Genomic DNA, 18,511 nt, shown 5'->3' on the forward strand with positions numbered 1-18,511 from the left:
TTATTTTGATGTGCTTTCATGTCGGTTTACGTGGGGTGCGGGCGCGGGGCCCGCGCCCCCCCCCCCCCCCCCCCCCCCCCCCCCCCCCCCCCCCCCCCCCCCCCCCCCCCCCCCGACGCCAGACCCGGCGGACAGCGGGCGGGCGCAGAACCGTCGCGTCGTAACGGCTCGTGCAGGCAGTAGCCGGGACCATCCTCGCGAAGACAAAGCCGCACCGGCGCTACCTCCGGCCGTCCCGACAGCACGCCTTCCGGACGGTTGTTGAGGTCCACCAGCCGATCCACATACCGATGGGTGAGATGGTCGATCTTCTCACCGGGCAGGCATTCCTGAACGACCGCGACTGCCATCAGGTGCCGAGGGCGGCGAGGGCGGCGAGCGCCGCGCCGGGCAGCCACAGTTTGGACCGGCGCGGGCCGGAGCCGACGATGACGCGGTTCGCCGTCCGCCCTGCCGACGCCGTGTGGCTTCGTCGACGTTCCCATGCCATCGACCAGCCCAGACCTCGTACCGGGCCCAGGCTGTCCGGACCTCGACGGATGGCGACCTGCACGTTCTTCGGTTACCGGTAGATGTCCTCGGGGGGTGCGGAGACCGAGTACTCGGTGACATCGCCGAAACCTGACCTGGGGCTTCCTGCCGGTGCACGACGATCGGGCCCGCCGGTTCCCGGACCAGCCCCTGGCGGGCTCCGGGACCGGCGACCTATCCGATCGTCAGCTGGGAGGCATCACGGTGCGAGGGATGACGCGGCGTTCGCTGCGGCCGTCGGCGTTGGTCGCGGCGATGGCGTTGGGGGCGCTCGGGCTGCTCACGGGAACGGGCAACGCGGCGGGCGGCGTCCCGGCCCGCGACCACGTTGTGGTCGTCGTCATGGAGAACCACTCCTACTCACAGATCATCGGCAGCTCCTCGGCCCCCTACATCAACTCGCTCGCCGGCCAGGGTGCGAGCTTCAACCACTCGTCCGGAGTAACACACCCGAGCGAGCCGAACTACCTCGCCCTGTTCTCCGGCTCCACCCAGGGCATCACCGATGACTCGTGCCCGCACACCTTCTCCACCGCCAACCTGGGCCAGGAACTGATCGGCGCATCGCGTACGTTCACCGGCTACTCGGAGACCATGCCCTCCGACGGCTACACCGGCTGCACGAGCGGCAACTACGCGCGCAAGCACAACCCCTGGGTCAACTTCAGCAACGTCCCGTCCGCGGACAACCTGCGCTTCAGCCGGTTCCCGACCAACTACACCACCCTCCCGACCGTGTCGTTCGTGGTCCCGAACCTGTGCAACGACATGCACAACTGCTCCGTTGCGACCGGCGACACCTGGCTGAAGAACAACATCGACGCCTACGCACAGTGGGCGAAGACGCACAACAGCATCCTGGTCCTGACCTTCGACGAGGACGACAGCGGCCACAGCAACAACATCCCGACCATCATCGTGGGGTCCGGAGTGAAGACCGGCACCTTCACCGAGACCATCAACCACTACAACGTCCTGCGGACGATCGAGGACATGTACGCCCTGCCGTACGCCGGGAACAGCGCGACCGCCACCCCCATCACCGACATCTGGCAGTAGACGCCGCCAGGACCCGTGACCTCCCTGGCCCTCCGGTGGCCGCCGGCTTTCGCCCCACCAGACGGCGGCCACCCCCCAACAGCGCCGTTACGTGCACTCAGGGTCGGAGCGGCACAGTCCGCGCGGAGCGCGCACGGCGAGGAGGAGTTCACCGGCCCGCACGCCAGTGAAGACCAAGCCGGTGCGCAGGCGTTGCCGTTCGGCGTCGATCCAGGTCCCCGGCCGCGCGTCACCGGGCACGTAGCCCCGGTAGCAGAACGAGCGCCCGGGTGCCTCCGTGTCCGCCCTGGCCGGCGACCAGTGCACCAAGTCACGGATTCCTGCCGAGGCGGAGTGAAGATTGCGGCCCACCGATCCTTCACCAACCCTCGGCAAGAACAGATCATGACCTTCGGCCACCCGCGACCAAGCCGGTTTTGTCACAAGGGGTGACACAAGCGGTACGGAAGATCTCGGTCGGCGGGCGTCGAAAGCGGATCGGCGTGAGGGTGTGCCGGTGGAACGTCCACCGATCCCCGGGACGGTCACTCTCCGAGATGTCTGCGCGGAACGTGACGACGCACCTGCATCTCGACGGGCCAGGAGCATCAGCCGGGGCAGACCAGCGGATCGTGGGGTTGCCACAACCGACGTACGCAACAGGAAGCACGCCGGAGCACGGACAGGTCGAGGGCCGGGGCGGGCAGTCCCCGCCTTGCCGGACCGGCGGGCGCGGGGTCAGGGGGAAAGCGGGTGAGGGGTGAAGGTGGTGAGAACGTTCCGTGGGTGGTCGGCATCCATTTCGATCAGTGGAACCGGGCGACCGAACGAATCGCCGCTCTGAGAGTCGATCTCGAAGGTCCCGCCCGCGCCCGGAATGCTGCTGTTCTGCGTGTTGAGCAGACTCAGCGCATCCCGCACCTGCTCCTTCGTGGGAAGCGCCGCGGACTGCCCGGTGACTGCTCGAATCGCCTTGATCGCGGTCGCCATCGCATCGTGGGTCAGGATGACCCACCCGTCGTCCAGATCGGCCGCGCCGAATCCCTGACTTAGGAAGTCAGCCCGGAAACGACTGTACTGGGCGGAGTTCGTGGCGTCGGTCCAGCGGCCGTCGCCGAGCGCCAACGGGCTGGGGGTCGCGGCGTAGATGACCGACACCGGTGCGTCGTTCGCACTCGACCTGGGCAGCGTCAGACTGGACGCGTCGCTGCCGGTGAGAACAGTGACCGGCGTGCGTGCACAGGTGCGCTGCCGGAGGTGACTGATAAGAATGGAAAGACCATTTGTGCGGCCGGCATAGAAGATCGTCCGCGGCGGATTAGGACCACAGAAAAGGTTGCTTGTAATAATATCGAAGATCGTGCCGACGCCTTTCGTTGTCCCGTTGTAGGGGAACGGAACGGGCCGCGACTTCAGATAGCTTCCAAGCATGCTGGTGAAGTCCGCCGTGAGCGAGGAGGTGTAGAGATCTTCGGTGTTTCCGTCGCTGAGCAGCGCCGCGTTTTGCAGGTCAGGGTGGGTCTTGACATACGATGCGAGCGCGAGAATCTCGTCGCTGACGGTCGGCACGGCTCGAACGAATCCGGGGATCCCCGTGGTGACGCCGTCCGCGGTGATAACGGAACCGACCATACCGATTCCGGCCTTCGCCACCTCCTGCGCCGTGTGCACGCTGGGCGTGATGCTTATCCCGAGGCCCACCACCGCGACCAGCCGCTCGGCCGCCGCCCTGGATCTGAGCATGCCCGTCACCGGCTGCCAGGCCTGCTCCGTCTCGCCCTGGTTGGCGAGCAGAAGCCGGATCGGCGGATTGTCTCCGAGGTAGCCGTTGTTGTTCGCGCGGATCTGGGCCGCGTACGCGCCCTCCAGCTGACTGCGGATCCGTCCGATCAGGACGTCGCTGGTGGCCGCGGTTGTCTGGGTCTCGGTCAGCGGCGCGACGAACGCTATGGTGACGTAGTTACCTCCGCGGACCACTTTTGCGTTCTCGGTGAAAATTTTCTTCTCGATGTCCCGCAGACGGTTGTCGAAAACATAGGCCCCGTCGGTCACCCCGACGCAGTCGGCACCTGAGTGCAGCAGCCGGAAGCGGGTGCACGCGTCCGGGGGTGGAGTTGGCCTCCGGTGACTGCTGCCGCCCGTCAGCAGAACCACTGCTGCCGCGACCGCCGTCACGGTCACGAGGGTGACCAGGGAGAGCACCGCGTACCGCCCTCTCCGGCGCGGCCACCAGGGCCACCACTGGTCGGAATCCTTATCGTGGTCACGGGTCGCCGCGTCGTGTACGTCCGCGCTGAGGCTCACCTGGACACCCGATCTCGCGAGCCAGTCCGAACCGTAGTTGCCACGTGCGGCCGCGGCGAGGTCCAGGGCGAACTCCCGCGCGGACTGCTGGCGGTTTCTCGGCTCCTTGGCCAAGGCGCGCATGACGACGTCGGCGACCGCCTGTGGCGTGTTGACCAGCGGGGTGGGGGCGACCTGCAAATGGTGGTGGTAAAGCGCCGCCAGCGGCAGATCAGCGCCGAACAGGGGCGCTCCGCCGAGCAGTTCGTACAGCATCACGGCCAGGGAGTACAGGTCGGTGGCCGGTACTGTCCCCTCCCCACGGAACTGTTCGGGCGCCATGTATCTGGGGGTTCCCATGACAGCGCTCGAGGTCGCGGTCGAACCGTCGAACATTCTGGCGATGCCGAAGTCGGTCACCTTGACCAGACCGTGCTCGTCGAAGAGCACGTTGGCCGGTTTGATGTCGAGGTGCAGCACATTGCGGTCGTGCACGTGCCGCAGGGCCTCGGCCACCGCGAGCCCCACCGCGCAGGCGCCGGGCCCGGACAGGTCCTGCTGCTGCCTGCGCCGACCAAGCGTCCCGCCGGTCAGCAACTCCATGACGATGATCTGGAGCCTGTCGTCCTCACGGTAGTCGTAGAACCGCGCCAGGTGGGGATGATCTAGCTTCTCCAGCACGTCCGCCTCGAAAGCGAACCGGGCCCGGGCATCCTTCTGCGTCGCGGACAGAACCTTGACCGCGACTCCCCGTCGACGCCGGGCGTCGCGGCCCTCGAGGACCACTCCGAAGCTTCCCCCACCCAGCCGATCGCCGATCTCGTAGTCGTTTCCCAGCAGGCGGCCGACCTGCCTCGCAACATCGGCGGGCTCGCCTGGAAACGGTGCGTCGTCCTCCGCGGGAGTCGGCACCGCGGCCGGTGGGATGTCCCCCGGCCAGGTCATGTCGTGCTCCAACGCCGGCTGCTGAAGCCCGCGCACCGCGCTGGTCAGGCGAAGGCGCGCCTCCTGCTCGCCCAGGCCGACGAGGTCCACTCTCGACAGCCGGTCGAACAGCGGCGGCGCGGCGGTCGGGGCGACGAGCACCGGCACCAGCAGATCGTCCCCCCGGCGCCCGAGGAGCAGCGCGGCCTCACGCTCCTCCCGTCCGAACGATTCCGGCAAAAAATATGACGGAGACACGACCATCACAATTCGTTGCGCACTGGCCAGCCCCCGGTCCATACGAGCCAGAAAACTTTCACCGGGACGCACTGTCCATTCGTCGTACTCGACGGTGTGGCCCTCTCGGCGCAACTCCTGAGCGATCCAGCGCGCCCAGGGGCGGTCTGGCCCCGCCACGCTGATGAAGACATTGAGCGAGCCATCCTGCTGATCATCCCCCGTGAACATGCGTACAGGATGCCACAGTCCGAAGCGGCCAGGCCGAAGGGCACAGCGGAATGCTTGTTTGGGCCCGCTGAAACAGCGCCGGTCAAGGTCAGCCCCAGAGCCTCGCCAAGATCATACAAGGTGGCATCTGGTTGCGCTGAGTAGCCGTTCCGGTATTCCGTTCGGGGCCACCCACGTGATTCACGTCCGCCCACAGGTGGGCGGCATGTTTCCTGCGCGCCAGATCTTCTACCGACACTTCGCATGGCCACGGGAGATCCTACGGAAAAGCGCCGGTGGCACGTCGGCGAACGCGAGCCGACGGAACCTGGGCTCAATGACGTAACGAGCCGCTACACCGAGCGACCTTGGCGAGGCCCCGCGCGCGGCACGATCTGCTGACTTTGTCCGGATCGGGCACTGTCATACGCGGAGCTCCAGCCGGCCGTGGGTCACGACCGGGATTCCCGCGCTGTCCGCTTCGAAGGCGTAGCGCCCCGACGCCGCCTCGTAGCAGCGCACACGCAGCTGTTCACCGACGAACGCGGGGGCGGCGAACCGCACCGCCACCCGCCGGACCCGGTCCGGATCCCCCACCTGCCACCGCGTCCACGACGCCCTGCGCACACATCGCCATCGTGCACAGGCCGTGCAGGAACGGCCGATCGAAGCCGCTGTGCCGCGCCGCCGCCGGGTCGAAACGGTGATCCGACCAGTCCCCGAGACCTCCGCATCGCGGCGTGGCATGTCCTGATCCACCACCAGCCGGCACTCCCCCGCGGGCCGTGCCCCGGCCTCGATGGGAAAAGCGTGGTCGGGTGTCTGCGATCCGACCGGGTCGCAGGTGGTATCCAGGTAGACGGTCGTCCACAGCTGCTCGCCGACGCCCGCCCCCGCACGCTGTTCCACGAGGTGAGCTGACCTGGACGCCTGGATCGTCGACGCCATGCGTACCCCGCGCGGCAAGGGCCGGCCCGACGGCGCACCACATGATGTGCATCCGCAGGAACTGCTGGCGCAGTGCCCGCGCGCACTGGCCGGTCGGGTCGGTCTCGACCCGACCGGGGTCGCGGACGTCAGCGCCAGCAACGGCATCCTCGCCACCCTGGCCGGGCTCGGCCGCGCGGACGCCGACGCCTTCGCCGTGCGCAGCCAGGAGCGCCAAAACCGCACCATCGGCCTGGTCGCCATGTGCACCGGCGGCGGCATGGGCGCCGCTACGATCCTTGGGCGCATGTAATCAGCGGACGGCGTCGATGCCCACCGCGATCTTCCAGCACGATCTTCCAGGACGTCGCCGTGTAGCGAGCCGGTAGAGTGAAGAAACGAAACCGACATCGACTTCACAAATGGAGACAGTGCGCTGTGCAGATGCTACCGACGCCGGCGTACCGACCCCCGGGCAAGGCGAGGCGACGATGACCCCCGCGGTGCCGCAGCCCCAGGATTCGCCGGACTTCGATTTGCCGGAGACAGCCGGTCCACCGGAGAAGATGGAGGATTCACCGCAGGCCGCCTCGGTGCGCCCGCTGTCCGCGAAGGGCACACGAACCCGGGCCCGTCTGATCGACGCCGCAAAAACAATCTTTGAGCGGGACGGTTTCCTGGAAGCGCGGATCGCCGACATCGCCCAGACAGCCAAGATCGCACTGGGTACCTTCTATCACTACTTCGAGTCCAAGGAGGAGATCTTCCGCGAGGTCGCCCGCGCCCAGGAGGAGCTGCTTACCGCGCCGCCCGAGCACCCCGCAGCCGACAGCGATTCGGTCTGGGAGCAAATTCGACGATCCAACCGCCGCTACCTCGAGCGCTATCGGGACGAGGCAGCGATCATCGGGGTGATCGAGCAGGTGTCGCGGTACGACCCGCCCGTGAACGAGGCTCGCATGGCCACCATGAAGCATTACGTCACGCGGGCCGAGCGGGAAATCATCAGGATGCAGAAAGAAGGTGCCGCGGATCACCGACTTGACCCGTCGTTCGCCGCGGATGCCCTGGGCGCGATGACCGCGAGATTCGCCGAGCTCTGGCTGGTCCAGAACTTTCGGGACTACGACTTCGACGAAGCCGTCGAACAGCTGACCATACTGTGGGCAAACGCGCTCGGCGTCAGGCCGGAACCGCCGAAATCCTAGTGTCACGTAATGCGGTTCTCTTCAGATTGAAGAATGGCGGGGTGGATCTGGGGCGGAGAAGGAAGCGGAACTTCGCGGGTTGATCAATGATCGGGGTGTCCCGGCGAATGTTGCGACGCGGGCTCGGAGTGTTCTCTGGTGTACGGAGGGGCGCCCGAAGAAGGTGATCCACTATGCGGTGCACGTGGCAGGTGCCCGAACGCGTGCCCATCGGAGGGCAGCACACCGACGCGCCGCGCCTGAGGCCCTGGAAGCGCTGACATCGACCGCGATCGGCAAGTTACCTGCCAGCCGGCAGGCAGGTCAACGGGTTGCCTGCCGGCCGGGATCTTCTCTACGGTGACGAACATGACCGCCTCGGCCCATGGCCTTCGGCGCACGCAGGCAGCGCGCCGCGCGGCGTCCGAGGCGGCGCCCCTGCGGGCGGCGGCGGAGTTCATCGCGGAGGTGGGCATCGAACGGACCTCGCTGCGCGATGTCAGCGAGCCGGCCGGCATCAGCCGGGCGATGCCGACCTATCACTTCGGCTCGAAGGACGGGCTTGTGGGCAGCCTGGTCCACCACGCGTACGCGCGCACGGTCACGGCGACGACCGTCGCCCCGCGCCTGAGTCAGGGCGACCTTGCCCAGCTACCCCGACTCGACCTTCTGCGCGCGATCATCGAGACCCACCTCACGATCGTCGGCTCCGGCGCCAGCATCGAAGAACGCGCCGTCATCGTCATGTGGGGGGCGACCTTTCCCGCCGGCGCAGACCTGCCCGTCATGATCCAGGCCGACCAGGCGACCCATCAGGCCCTCACCGACACCATCCGCGACGGCCAGCAGGACGGCTCGATCCGAGCGGACCTCGACACCGATGCCGCGGCCCTGCTCATCATGGGCATGGCGCGAGGTACCGCCGCCAAGTCGCTCGCGCATCCCACCGTCGCGGACCCCGCCCGAGTCCGCGACCTGTGCGGACAAACGATCGCCGCGGTCCTGGGACAGCCCTGAACGATCCTGGGTGTGCAGGTGCGCACCCCCTTGAACCAGGCGGTGCGGACGCGTCCGGCCGTCCACGGACGAGCAGGAGGAGGAGCCGATGCGGGCTGGTGTCGTGCAGGGAGGCACGGTGGCGGGGCGAAGGACGCCGGATCCGGTACCGGGGATGACGCGGTGAGCGAGCACGAACAGCGGGCGGCGATCGCCGACGTGCTTCTGCGCTACGCCGTCGGCATCGACCGCCGCGACTGGGACCTGTTCCGGACCTGCTTCACCGACGACTGCGAGCTGGACTACGGCGACATCGGCTCCTGGCAGGGTGCGGCGGTCTTCACCGAGGCCTTCGAGTCCATGCACGCTCCACTGGGGCACACCATGCACAACCTCGGCAACCTGGATATCCGTCTCGACCGCGACGGCGCGCGGGCTCGCACCTATGTCAACGCTTTGATCATGACGAAGGACGGGCAGAGCGGATTCGCCGCGCACGGCTACTACGACGACCAGCTCGTCCAGGTCGGGGGCAGCTGGCAGATCGCCCATCGTCGCTTCATCCAGGTTCACGTCAGCACGGTCGGCGCGGACCCCGGCCGGACAGGAGTCGGTTCATGACCTTCACGCAGCGGTACGGGCCCTGGGCGCTGGTGGCAGGTGCCTCCGAGGGCGTCGGTTCGGCGTTCGCCGAGGCCCTCGCCGAACGTGGGCTGAACATCGTCCTGCTCGCCCGACGGCAGGCTGTTCTGGACGAGGTCGCCGCGGGCATCGCCGCCCGCACCGGTGCGCGGACCCGCACGCTCGCCGTCGACCTCGCGGCCCCGGACGCCGCAGCGACGATCGCCACCGCCACCGCGGACCTCGACATCGGTTTCCTGGTCTACTGCGCGGGGGCCGACCCGCACTTCGAGCGCTTCCTCGCCCACCCGATCGAGACCGCGCAGGCGATGGTGCACCGCAACTGCACGGTGCCGATGCAGCTGTGCCACCACTACGCCCGTGGCATGGTCGAACGCGGCACCGGTGGCATCATCCTGCTGGGTTCGGGAGCCGGGTTCGCCGGCGCGCCGAACATGGTCGCCTACGGCGCCACCAAGGCGTTCAGCATGGTCTTCGCCGAGGCACTGTGGGCCGAACTGCATGGCCAGGGCGTCGACGTGCTCGGCCTCGTCCTCGGCAAGACCGACACCCCGGCCCTGCGCCGCCTGGAACACGCCCGCGGCCAGCTCGCCACCCTCGACGCTCCCCTGCCCGACGCCGCCGCCGTGGGCGACGTCATCGCCGAGGCCTTCGACCACCTCGGCACCGGACCCACCTGGATCGTCGGCGATCACCTACGCCAGGCCATCTCGCTGATGAGCACCCTGCCCCGCAACGACCTCGTCGCCGCCATGGCCCAGGCCACCACCGACGCCATGCAGACCACCGACGCCATGCACACAGCCGACACCATGCACACAGCCGACGCCACCGCAGCTGACGCGTAGCCGCTCCACGCGGCCCCAGCTTCTGCCACCCGATTTCGGAGGATGATGTGAAGGTCGGATTCGTCGGTGTCGGCAGCATGGGCCGTCCCATGCTGGAGCGGGTCGCCGCCGCCGGGCACGACGTGTCGTTCTTCGCCCGCCGCGAGAACGTCAGACGTGACCTCGAAGCAGCCGGCATCGCCACCGGCGCGCCGACCCCGGCCGCCCTCGCGGCCGACCGGGAGGTACTCGTCCTCTGCGTCTTCAACGACCAGCAGGTGTTCGAGCTCTGCGAAGGGGAGTCGGGACTGATCGCGTCGCTGCCACCCGGCGCGACGTTGATCATTCACACCACCGGCAGCCCCGACACCGCACCCCGACTCGCCGAGGCGGGCCGTCCCCGCAAGGTCCACGTTCTCGACGCGGCCTTCAGCGGTGGCCCGGCCGACGCCGCCGCCGGCCGGATCACCCTGCTTGTCGGCGGTGAACCCGAGGTCCTCGAGACGGTCCGACCGGTCCTCTCCAGCTACTGCGACCCCATCGTGTCCGTCGGGACGCTCGGTGACGGCCAGCGCGTGAAACTGGTCAACAACGCCCTGTTCGGCGCGCACGTCGCCCTGGTCGCCGAAGCCGAGCGCATCGCCCGCGATCTCGGCCTCGACCCGGTGCAGGCCCTCGACGCCATCAGCCACTGCAGCGGCGACAGCTATGCCCTGGGCACCGTCCGCGCCGCCGGCTCGTCCGCCCGCCTCCAGGAAGCAGCCGGCCGCTACATCGCCAAGGACATCGCGACCGCCAGGAACCTCGCCACCGCCGCCGGCACGGACCTCGGTCTGCTGGCCACCGCCGCGGACACCGTCGCCCGCCCAGCCGATCAGCCACAACCCGCCGCCACCCCCGCTGCGGCACCTGCCGTACCACCCTCCGTCCAGGCGCTCTGGGACATCGAGCAGATCAAGCAGCTCAAGGCCCGCTACTTCCGCTACCTCGACCTCAAGGACTGGGCCGGATTCCGCGGCCTGTTCACCGACGACTGTGTACACCACCTCCCGACCGAATCAGAAACAATCATCCAGTCCAACGAAGAATACTTCGGCTCGACCATTCCCATGCTGGAGCACGCCTTCACCACGCACCACGGCCACATGCCAGAAATAACCCTGACCAGCGACACCGAGGCCGAGGGAATCTGGGCGATGTTCGACTACGTCCAGATCGACAGCCCACAGGGAACCATCGCCCTCAAGGGCTACGGCCACTACATCGAGACCTACCGGAAAGACCCCGACGGCCACTGGCGAATCAGCTCCAAACGCAACGAACGCCTACGCGTCGACCACCTCCCCCAGCCATAGTTTCCCGTGCTCCGCTGTGCAGCGCACTCTCCCACCCACCACACCACAGGGCAGGAAGGTAATATCAGCATCCACCTTCCCGCGTCCCACCCGCCGCAGGACCAGACCCTGGCCCGCGGGTTCTGAGCTGCTGAGCGACGCCGGTAGCCGAAGGAGGACCGTTGACGGACAGGGACCTGCGTGCTCAGGCCGACTATGACACCGGCGAGGTGCGCATCATCCGGCATCGGCACGACGAGGGCGAGAGCATCGGCAACACCGGCGTCGCCCGACTCGACCGGCCTGACCGCGACGCCGACCTCGGCGCGCTCGAACGGGCCGCCGACCTGCTGCTCGCCGAGGTCGGCCTGAAGCGCGCCGGCCCGTGGCGGCGGGGACGGCAGTGGAAGATCGCAGCCACGGTCCTCGACACCTGACCGGCGCCGGCCGTTGACCGAGCCGAACCCGGCGCACTCCCCCGCGCCGAGGAAGGACCGAGCGGCCCGGGCCGGCGTCGGCCGCGGTACTTCGGTGAACTGACGTCCGGTGCCGATCATCGGCGCTGGACGGTCACGCCGTCGCTCCTGCCGCCCAGGGCAGGACCTGTCCATGACGGACGAGTTGGCCGTAGTGGTCGGGTTGACCGGGCCGAAGACCAGCTCCAGCAGCGCGGCGGCGGCCTGCGCCGGGGTCGGGGCGCTGCCGACGTCCCACCACATGGCGGACGTGGGTGTGTTCATCCGTACTCGGCTACACCCGGTCGGCGGTCTCCCGGCAGATCGCCGGGCTGGAACGCGCGACAGGCACTCCGCTGCTGGAGCGCCGTCACGACGGGGTACGGCTGACCCAGCCGGGCGCGTCGTGTTGCGCCACGCCGCCACCGTGGTCGACCAGGTCGATGCCGCGGCCCGGGCGTTGCCCGGGCTCCACCTCGTCGCCGCCGGCTGTGGCATCACCATCGCGCCCACCACGATCGCCCCCATGGTTCCCGCTGGCATGCGTGTCCCGCCTGTCCGTGGCGGACCGGCCGAACAACGGCGCATCCCTGCTCGCACGGTTGCGCCGACCCCTGACGCAGCTCGCCGCTCGCCTGACCGACGCGCTGCGCACCGCGGCGATCGGGACGGGCCCGGTGGCACAGCACAGCCGCATCACCAGCATCTCCAGCGTCACCCAGGGCGTTCCGCTATTACGCGCATCAGCCGAAAAGCCCCTGCACAAAGGGTCACAGGACTTCATTGGTGAACAGTAGATTCATCGAGGATCCGTCGATTGACCGCACAAGATTGACCACACAACAGTCGCGAACTCCACCTGCTTGCCAGCAACCCTGCCACCCCCGTCCGGAACACTCCGACAAAAAATCGCAAGATTTCGTTGAGGCAACAACTTCACCGGACCACCGGAGGCCACAATCGAGAACCGGTGTGACATGTTTCACAAAAAGTGGATCGCGCCATTCCGCTTCCCATGTCGCGAGCTTAATTCCCGACGAAGCAGGCCCACTACCTGCACCGTCGCCTCGACGATCTCCGCCGTCCACCTACGAACCGCGAACCCGGAAAGCTCTTGCATAGTAGGTCGGACCTATGGAAGCCTTGGCGGTGCCGAACGGGAGGGGAAATTGGACTTCTCATTTTTGATACCTTTTCTGCAGCGCCGACCTGAGCAGGTACTTTCTTATGCAGCCCTGGTCGAGTGGACCGGGGCGCGCAGGCTCTGGCACGGCCAGAGCCTGCTGATGGAGCCTTTCCAGACCTTTTCCGCCGTCGCCGGCGCCGGCTTCCGGGTGCCGACGGGGCTCGGCGTCACGCTGATGCCGCTGCGTCACCCATTCGATGCCGCCCATCTGGTCAAGTCCCTTGCCATGGCAACCGGTGAGAGTGTGGTGGCTGGCTTTGGCCCCGGCGCCAGGACATTCCAGCAGAGCCTGCTCGGTGCTCCCTATCGGAGCCAGCTCACGGCCGTGCGCGAATACCTGGGCATAGTCCGGGGCCTGCTTGACGGCGATGCAGTCGATATCAAGGGTGAGTACTTCTCCTGCCACGCCGCGATGACCCCGGTCATGTCACCGCCCATCGAGTTGGGGCTCGGCGTCCTGCGCCCAGGCATGGCCCGGCTGGCCGGAGAGGTCGCGGACGTCGCGATCACCTGGCTGACACCCGCCGCCTACCTGGACGGGGTGATCAGGCCGGCGTTGCGGGAGGGAGCGCGTGCTGCCGGACGGTCGGCGCCGAGAGTGACCGCGCTGGTCCCCGTCGCGCTGGAACGCCCCGACCGGGATGTCGCCGATTTCGTGCTTGCCAGCAACTTCACGCATATGCAGGCACCACACTACATTGATATGCTCAAGAGGGCCGGCATAGAATACTCCCACCTGGATTCAAAATCCGCCGGTCGACTCATGGCCGACACCGGAGCCTTTGTCTTCGGAAATATCGACCGTATCGTCGAGCGCTTCGACGAGTTTCGGGCCGCCGGCGTGGACGAGATCGTGCTGAATCTGACGGGCGTATGCAAGCTGTATGGCGCCAGGGCTGCGATGGACGACCTGAAAAAGATCCTCGCCGCCGTCGGAGCCGAACGAAGGGACGCTGATGCGTGAGGCTTTGGTCAGCCGGGCCGGCCGGCATCTGCGGTCGTGGGTCACGGGCAGTCCGCTGACCCGCCGGGCCGAGGGGACAGGGACAGGGACAGGGACAGGGAGCATCGTCCTGGAAGACGCCGGGCATCTGGCGACCCTGCTTGGCTCCGGAGTTGTAGGCCCGCGCAGCATCGTCCTGGTCCCCGGCGAGCACAACGGTGAGGCTCACCTCGACACCGGCGGAACCGTTGTCGGCTACGAGGGCTCGCTGAGCGAGCCGGGTGGCGACGCAGCGGTCGGCGGCGCAATCTTCCTGCAGATCCAGGACTACGGCACCAGCCCCTATATGTCGTTGTTGGGAACGACGCTCATCCGGGTGGCCGGGCAGAGCGACTTCGAGGCATTCCTCGCCGACGCCGACCAGGCGAGGGCCGAGGGGACGTTCGCCGCCTTTGCCGCGAGCCCCGCGGTGCAGCTCGCGGACCTCGCCGGGCTCGGCGGCGCCGAGCCCGGCGACGGCCCGGACACCAGGCTGCATGTGGGGCACGACGGCCGGATATCGGTCTCGCCCCAGGGCCTGCGGTTGGGGTCGGTGGGCGATCCGCCCGCCGCGCTGCGGGCGGAATGGGAGCGGCTGGCCGCTGGCGATCCGCAGGGTGGACCGGTGCCGCTCGGTGCGGTCATGCCGGAGGAGGTCCGTGCCCCGGCCGTGGGCGAGCGGCCCTGGCTGGGCCGCTACCTGGCCGCCCTGGAACTGCTGCGGGGCCTGCAGACGAGCGGCGTCACGCAACCGCGCGTCTCCGGCTTCGGGCGGCGCCTGGTCCCGGCGCTTGGCGAGGTCGAAGCCCCCTGGGATGCGAACGATCCCGGGGCACCGTTCCTCGCCTGGACGTCCGAGGCAGTCTACGTGCAGACGCCCGGCCGGGACCGGACCTTCCGGCTTGGCAGACGCGCGGCGGAGGTCGCCGAGATGCTGCTGGTCCACGGCAGCGCCGACGCGGTCCTGGAACGGGTCGGCCGGGACGTCAGGTCGGCGCCGGTGGATCGAGCTCTGCTCGACCGTGTGCTCACGTTCTTCGGCGACCGGGGAGCCCCTCTGCTGCCGGCGACCTCCTCGGCCAAGGTGGCGGTATGACCGCGGCCACGGCGGTCCCGGGGCTTGCCGGGGAGATCCTGGCCGAGTTCGGCAGCCGGATCAGCGTGCACGACCTGTACGACGAGGTCGGCGGCCCCGTGTACCACGACCTGGCGGGCAGCGACACCAGTGAGATCCGGGAGATGCTGCGGGTCGTCCGCGCCCACCCGGGGCCGGTGCTGGAACTCGCCGCGGGCTCAGGACGGCTGACGCTGCCGCTGCTGGCCCTCGGCCGGGAGGTCACGGCCCTGGAGCTCAAAGAGTCGATGCTGGACCTGCTGCGCGCCCGGCTCGCAGCCGCGCCCCGAGGGACACGGGAGCGTTGCCGCCCCGTACAGGGGGACATGTCCGCCTTCGCCCTCGGGCGCAGGTTCGCTGTGGTGGTCCTCGGAACCGCATCGGTCTCGCTGCTCGACGAGGAGGGGCGAGCCGGGCTGTACGCCTGTGTGCGATCGCACCTGGCGCCCGGGGGGCGGTTTCTGCTCTCCACCGTCGAGCTAGTGGGTGACGCTGCGGACGGCGCGGACCTGGACTTCGAGGCGGCGGGCGCCAGCGGTACCCGCTACCGGATGATCGAGTACCGGCCCGCCGGCGCACCCGTGCGGAACGTCACCATCATTCCCTTGGAGAAGGACACTTCCACCGCGGAGCCGATCGTGGCACTGACCACCACGATCCGGATTCTTCCGGTCGACCGGCTGGAGAACGAGCTCGCCGATGCCGGAATGACGGTCGTGGCCCGGCATGTCATGCCGGCCAACGGCCCCCGGCACCTCGACGTCTTCCTGGAAGCGGCGGCCGTCTGATGGCTGGGGCGCTCTGGCCTGCGTTGCTGGAACCCGCCGCGCACGGCATGGACGAGCTGTGCGCCGTGTCGGCCGAAGGCGTCCGGGTCCGCTTTCTCGACGGCCGTGAACTCCTGTGCGGCACCAGCGGACTGTGGAACGCCAACCTCGGCTACGGCAACAAGGCCATCGCCCTGGCCTCCTCCGCAGCACTTCACGATGCTTCCTATCTGTCGGTCTTCCGCTTTGAGAACACCTATGCTCGGCAGGCGGCGGAGAACCTGATCCAGGCCGCCGGAGCCGGGAACTTCGGCCGGGTGGTTTTCTCCACCTCGGGCGGTGCCGCCAACGACCTGGTGATGAAACTGGCCCGGCATTACCAGGCGCTTCGCGGTTACGGCACCCGCAAACTGGTCGTCGGGCTGCGGGACAGCTACCACGGGCTGACCTTCGGGGGTTTCGCGCTCACCGGGGAGAACCTCGGCCAGTCCGTCTACGCTGTCGACCAGCGGCTGGTCCGCCATGTTCGCCCCAACGAAGCCGAGGAGATCCGCCGGCTGACGGAGCGCCAGGGGCAGCAGATCGCCGCGGTGGTGGTGGAACCCGTGCTCGGCACCGGCGCGGTGCCACTCACCCCCGCCTATGTCCGGACCCTGCTGGAGCTCCGCGCCCGGCACGGTTTTCTGCTGGTCGCGGACGAGGTGGCCACCGGGTTCGGCCGTACCGGCAGTTTTTTCGCCTCCCAGCTGTGGCCGGCACCCCCGGACCTGTTGATCACGTCCAAGGGCCTGACCAACGGTACGAGTGCCGCGGCGGCCGTACTCGTGTCCCAGCCGGTCGCCGCGGCGTTCGACGCGGCGGGCGAGGTGTTCTTCCACGGGGAGACACAGGCGGGAACGCCGGTTACCTGCGCCGCCATCCTGGCCACCCTGGCCGAGATGCGCCGACTCGACGCGGTGGCCTCGGCGCAGCGCCTCTCGGCCCGGCTCGACGAGGCCCTGGCCGACCTGGTGGCAACCCATCCGCGGGTCATCGGAACCACCGGCGCCGGCTGCTTCCGCTCGATCCGGCTGTGCACCCCTACCGGGGAACTGCTGCCGCAGCACGAGGTACCCCGCGTGGTGGCCGCGATCCGCCGGGCCGGCGCCATTGTCCATCCCAGCGTGCAGGGAGTGCAGATCCTTCCCGCGCTCACCTACACGGCCGATGAGCTCGCCGAACTGCTGGACTGCGTGCGCGCCGGGCTGGATGCCCCGGCAGGTGTGGGAAGCGGAGCCGTCGGCACCATGCAGGCGGGAGCGCTCTGATGGGCGTGGTCTGGAATGTCGGCAGGCATCCGAACACACAGATGGCGTACGGCATCGGCGGCCTGTCCCAGTGGCTGCCTGCCCACGGCGGCCGGAGCCTTACGCTGCTGGCCGACGCGGCTGTGGCAGACACGGAGGTGGTCGCTCGGGTGCAGGAGTGCGCCGTGTGGGCCGGGCGCAGCGTGGAACGCGTGGTGCTGACGGGCCCAGGCAGCCTGGAGAAGGTCGCCGAGCTGGCCGGGCGCCTGCACGGCAGCGAACTCGTGGTGGCGGTCGGCGGAGGCACTCTGCTCGACCAGGCCAAGCTCGCAGTGCTGCTGGCCTCGGACCCCGCCGTACGGGATCGCCTGTCGGTACGTCATCGCAGCGGTCTGATCCTGCTGTCCGCCGAGTCCGTACCCAGGATCCCTCTGGTCACCGTACCGACCACGGTCGGGACGGGCAGCGAGTGCAGCGGGGCCATCTGTCTGGGCACGGACCAGGGCAAGCGGCTGGTCCTCGGCAACGGGTTGCAGCCTGCCGTCGCGGTTCTCGACCCGGTGGCAACCCGCACCCTGCCGGTGGAACTTCTCACCGAGGGGATTCTGGAGGTGCTGTTCCGGACGGCCGGGATGTACGTGGGCGACCATCAGGAGTTACCGACCGAGGACGCCTTCGTGCTCACCCTGGTGGAGCGGTTGGTGCAGCTGGCCACCGAACTGGAGGACGTCCGGGCCGGCTGCGCGACACCCGGCGACCGGCTCCGGTTGGAGATCGCGAAACTGAGCGGGTTGAGCCACAGCCAGTGGCTCAACCTTGACCGAGACCCATGTGCCTGCAAGGGCTGGTACCTGGCCAACGAGCTGTCCACCGGCCTGGGCCTGCGCAAGATGACCGCCGCCGCCGCGCTGCTGCCGCCGCTGTGGGAGCGCATCGCGAAGGCTGATCCCCGCTGGGGCTCGGCCGAACGGCTCCACCGGCTCTGGCAGGTGGTCGCGTCGGCCCGGAAGGCGCCGCTGCCGACCGGGCCCGCGGACGGCATTGCCGCCCTGATGGATGCGTGGCAGGTGGAACGCGGCATCGACGCCACCCCGGAGCGGATCGAGGAGATCGCCCAGGCCACGACGCGGGCGTGGGGCGACGGGCTGCCGACCCTCGGCGCTCTCACCCTCAGTGATGTCCGGCAGGTCATGTCCGCGGCCATCCACACACCGGCCGCGGCCCCTGGGAGCCCGCGGCCGGGCGCGACCGCGGGCCACAGACTTCCGTTGGCTTCCGCTGACGGATGCACAAGAAATCGGAACGAGGAGAGGAGATTGGGGCATGCCGACCGACAGGACAGGGGCGCTGGAACTGGCTCTTCAGGAGATGGAGTCGCCCGAGCTGATGATGGAGGAGCTCGAGGAGCTGGACGCACCGTTCGGCTGGAGCGACCTGGCGAGCTTTGTTAGCGGGCTGAGCGCCGGAGGAGTCGTCTCGTACGTCAGCATCGTCACGCTGGCCACCTGAGGGTCTCGCGTCACCGATGCCCGACGAGGGGCTGGCCCGCGGAGTGAAAACCAACACAACCGGAAGGACACGACAT

At 68.6% G+C, this 18,511-nt stretch carries 17 protein-coding genes and 1 pseudogene; 15 read left to right on the forward strand and 3 right to left on the reverse strand.

The genetic code is table 11. The features are described from left to right. Positions 1–349: 349 nt before the first annotated feature. Positions 350–490, reverse strand: coding sequence for a hypothetical protein (locus ND747_RS06835; protein ID WP_251732618.1), 141 nt, complete (start codon positions 488–490; stop codon positions 350–352). 254 nt (positions 491–744) lie between these two features. On the opposite strand from ND747_RS06835, the gene ND747_RS06840 reads away from it, so the two are divergent. Continuing rightward, the gene (locus tag ND747_RS06840) at positions 745–1,590 is read left to right on the forward strand and encodes an alkaline phosphatase family protein (protein ID WP_251732619.1); all 846 of its coding nucleotides are present in this window, start codon (positions 745–747) and stop codon (positions 1,588–1,590) included. 717 nt (positions 1,591–2,307) lie between these two features. Here ND747_RS06840 and ND747_RS06845 read toward each other — a convergent pair. Together ND747_RS06845 and ND747_RS06850 are read right to left on the reverse strand one after the other, a co-directional pair. Next, positions 2,308–5,244 (reverse strand): protein kinase, encoded by a 2,937-nt coding sequence (locus ND747_RS06845; protein WP_251732620.1) that lies wholly within the window; start codon positions 5,242–5,244, stop codon positions 2,308–2,310. Positions 5,245–5,646: 402 nt separating this feature from the next. Then, positions 5,647–5,820, reverse strand: coding sequence for a hypothetical protein (locus tag ND747_RS06850; RefSeq protein ID WP_251732621.1), 174 nt, complete (start codon positions 5,818–5,820; stop codon positions 5,647–5,649). Positions 5,821–6,169: 349 nt separating this feature from the next. Here ND747_RS06850 and ND747_RS06855 point away from each other — a divergent pair, with 349 nt between their 5' ends. The 14 genes and pseudogenes from ND747_RS06855 (at position 6,170) to mpaC (ending at position 18,377) form a co-directional block, all read left to right on the forward strand. Then, positions 6,170–6,463 carry a hypothetical protein gene (locus ND747_RS06855; RefSeq protein WP_251732622.1) on the forward strand — a complete coding sequence of 98 codons (294 nt, stop codon included), beginning with the start codon at positions 6,170–6,172 and terminating at the stop codon, positions 6,461–6,463. 178 nt (positions 6,464–6,641) lie between these two features. After that, a complete protein-coding gene (locus ND747_RS06860; RefSeq protein ID WP_251732623.1) occupies positions 6,642–7,358 on the forward strand; it encodes a TetR/AcrR family transcriptional regulator in 717 nt (238 codons plus the stop codon). 348 nt (positions 7,359–7,706) lie between these two features. Next, complete coding sequence (locus ND747_RS06865; protein WP_251732624.1) at positions 7,707–8,354, forward strand: TetR/AcrR family transcriptional regulator; 648 nt, start codon at positions 7,707–7,709, stop codon at positions 8,352–8,354. A gap of 162 nt (positions 8,355–8,516) precedes the next feature. After that, a complete protein-coding gene (locus ND747_RS06870) occupies positions 8,517–8,954 on the forward strand; it encodes a nuclear transport factor 2 family protein (RefSeq protein ID WP_251732625.1) in 438 nt (145 codons plus the stop codon). Next, positions 8,951–9,823 (forward strand): SDR family NAD(P)-dependent oxidoreductase, encoded by an 873-nt coding sequence (locus ND747_RS06875; protein ID WP_251732626.1) that lies wholly within the window; start codon positions 8,951–8,953, stop codon positions 9,821–9,823. The genes ND747_RS06870 and ND747_RS06875 overlap by 4 nt, the downstream gene beginning before the upstream one ends. Before the next feature lie 47 nt (positions 9,824–9,870). Continuing rightward, the gene (locus ND747_RS29715; RefSeq protein ID WP_251732627.1) at positions 9,871–11,157 is read left to right on the forward strand and encodes an NAD(P)-binding domain-containing protein; all 1,287 of its coding nucleotides are present in this window, start codon (positions 9,871–9,873) and stop codon (positions 11,155–11,157) included. Between the two features lie 161 nt (positions 11,158–11,318). After that, positions 11,319–11,573, forward strand: coding sequence for a hypothetical protein (locus ND747_RS06885; RefSeq protein ID WP_251732628.1), 255 nt, complete (start codon positions 11,319–11,321; stop codon positions 11,571–11,573). Between the two features lie 293 nt (positions 11,574–11,866). Further along, positions 11,867–11,941 (forward strand): annotated as a pseudogene (locus ND747_RS30030) (hypothetical protein); the annotation flags it as partial. Positions 11,942–12,136: 195 nt separating this feature from the next. Continuing rightward, positions 12,137–12,388, forward strand: coding sequence for a hypothetical protein (locus tag ND747_RS06890; protein WP_251732629.1), 252 nt, complete (start codon positions 12,137–12,139; stop codon positions 12,386–12,388). A gap of 372 nt (positions 12,389–12,760) precedes the next feature. Continuing rightward, on the forward strand, positions 12,761–13,741 hold the full coding sequence (locus ND747_RS06895) for an LLM class flavin-dependent oxidoreductase (protein WP_251732630.1): 981 nt from the start codon (positions 12,761–12,763) through the stop codon (positions 13,739–13,741). Next, entirely contained in the window at positions 13,734–14,855 is a 1,122-nt protein-coding gene (gene mpaB, locus ND747_RS06900; protein ID WP_251732631.1) for a daptide biosynthesis RiPP recognition protein, read from the forward strand. The genes ND747_RS06895 and mpaB overlap by 8 nt, the downstream gene beginning before the upstream one ends. After that, positions 14,852–15,661, forward strand: a complete 810-nt coding sequence (mpaM, locus tag ND747_RS06905) for a daptide-type RiPP biosynthesis methyltransferase (RefSeq protein ID WP_251732632.1) — start codon at positions 14,852–14,854, stop codon at positions 15,659–15,661. The genes mpaB and mpaM overlap by 4 nt, the downstream gene beginning before the upstream one ends. Then, positions 15,661–16,947 carry a daptide-type RiPP biosynthesis aminotransferase gene (gene mpaD / locus ND747_RS06910; protein WP_251732633.1) on the forward strand — a complete coding sequence of 429 codons (1,287 nt, stop codon included), beginning with the start codon at positions 15,661–15,663 and terminating at the stop codon, positions 16,945–16,947. The genes mpaM and mpaD overlap by 1 nt, the downstream gene beginning before the upstream one ends. Before the next feature lie 41 nt (positions 16,948–16,988). Continuing rightward, entirely contained in the window at positions 16,989–18,377 is a 1,389-nt protein-coding gene (gene mpaC, locus ND747_RS06915; protein WP_251732634.1) for a daptide-type RiPP biosynthesis dehydogenase, read from the forward strand. Positions 18,378–18,511 lie beyond the last annotated feature (134 nt).

It is taken from the genome of Frankia sp. R82 (assembly GCF_023716925.1).
Classification (GTDB): Bacteria; Actinomycetota; Actinomycetes; order Frankiales; family Frankiaceae; genus Frankia.

Bases quoted from the DNA above. Each gene is read 5' to 3' on its own strand.
- ND747_RS06835 (WP_251732618.1), bottom strand. From the start codon at position 490: ATGGCATGGGAACGTCGACGAAGCCACACGGCGTCGGCAGGGCGGACG.
- ND747_RS06840 (WP_251732619.1), top strand. From the start codon at position 745: ATGACGCGGCGTTCGCTGCGGCCGTCGGCGTTGGTCGCGGCGATGGCG.
- ND747_RS06845 (WP_251732620.1), bottom strand. From the start codon at position 5,244: ATGTTCACGGGGGATGATCAGCAGGATGGCTCGCTCAATGTCTTCATC.
- ND747_RS06855 (WP_251732622.1), top strand. From the start codon at position 6,170: ATGCGTACCCCGCGCGGCAAGGGCCGGCCCGACGGCGCACCACATGAT.
- ND747_RS06860 (WP_251732623.1), top strand. From the start codon at position 6,642: ATGACCCCCGCGGTGCCGCAGCCCCAGGATTCGCCGGACTTCGATTTG.
- ND747_RS06865 (WP_251732624.1), top strand. From the start codon at position 7,707: ATGACCGCCTCGGCCCATGGCCTTCGGCGCACGCAGGCAGCGCGCCGC.
- ND747_RS06875 (WP_251732626.1), top strand. From the start codon at position 8,951: ATGACCTTCACGCAGCGGTACGGGCCCTGGGCGCTGGTGGCAGGTGCC.
- mpaB (WP_251732631.1), top strand. From the start codon at position 13,734: ATGCGTGAGGCTTTGGTCAGCCGGGCCGGCCGGCATCTGCGGTCGTGG.
- mpaM (WP_251732632.1), top strand. From the start codon at position 14,852: ATGACCGCGGCCACGGCGGTCCCGGGGCTTGCCGGGGAGATCCTGGCC.
- mpaD (WP_251732633.1), top strand. From the start codon at position 15,661: ATGGCTGGGGCGCTCTGGCCTGCGTTGCTGGAACCCGCCGCGCACGGC.
- mpaC (WP_251732634.1), top strand. From the start codon at position 16,989: ATGGCGTACGGCATCGGCGGCCTGTCCCAGTGGCTGCCTGCCCACGGC.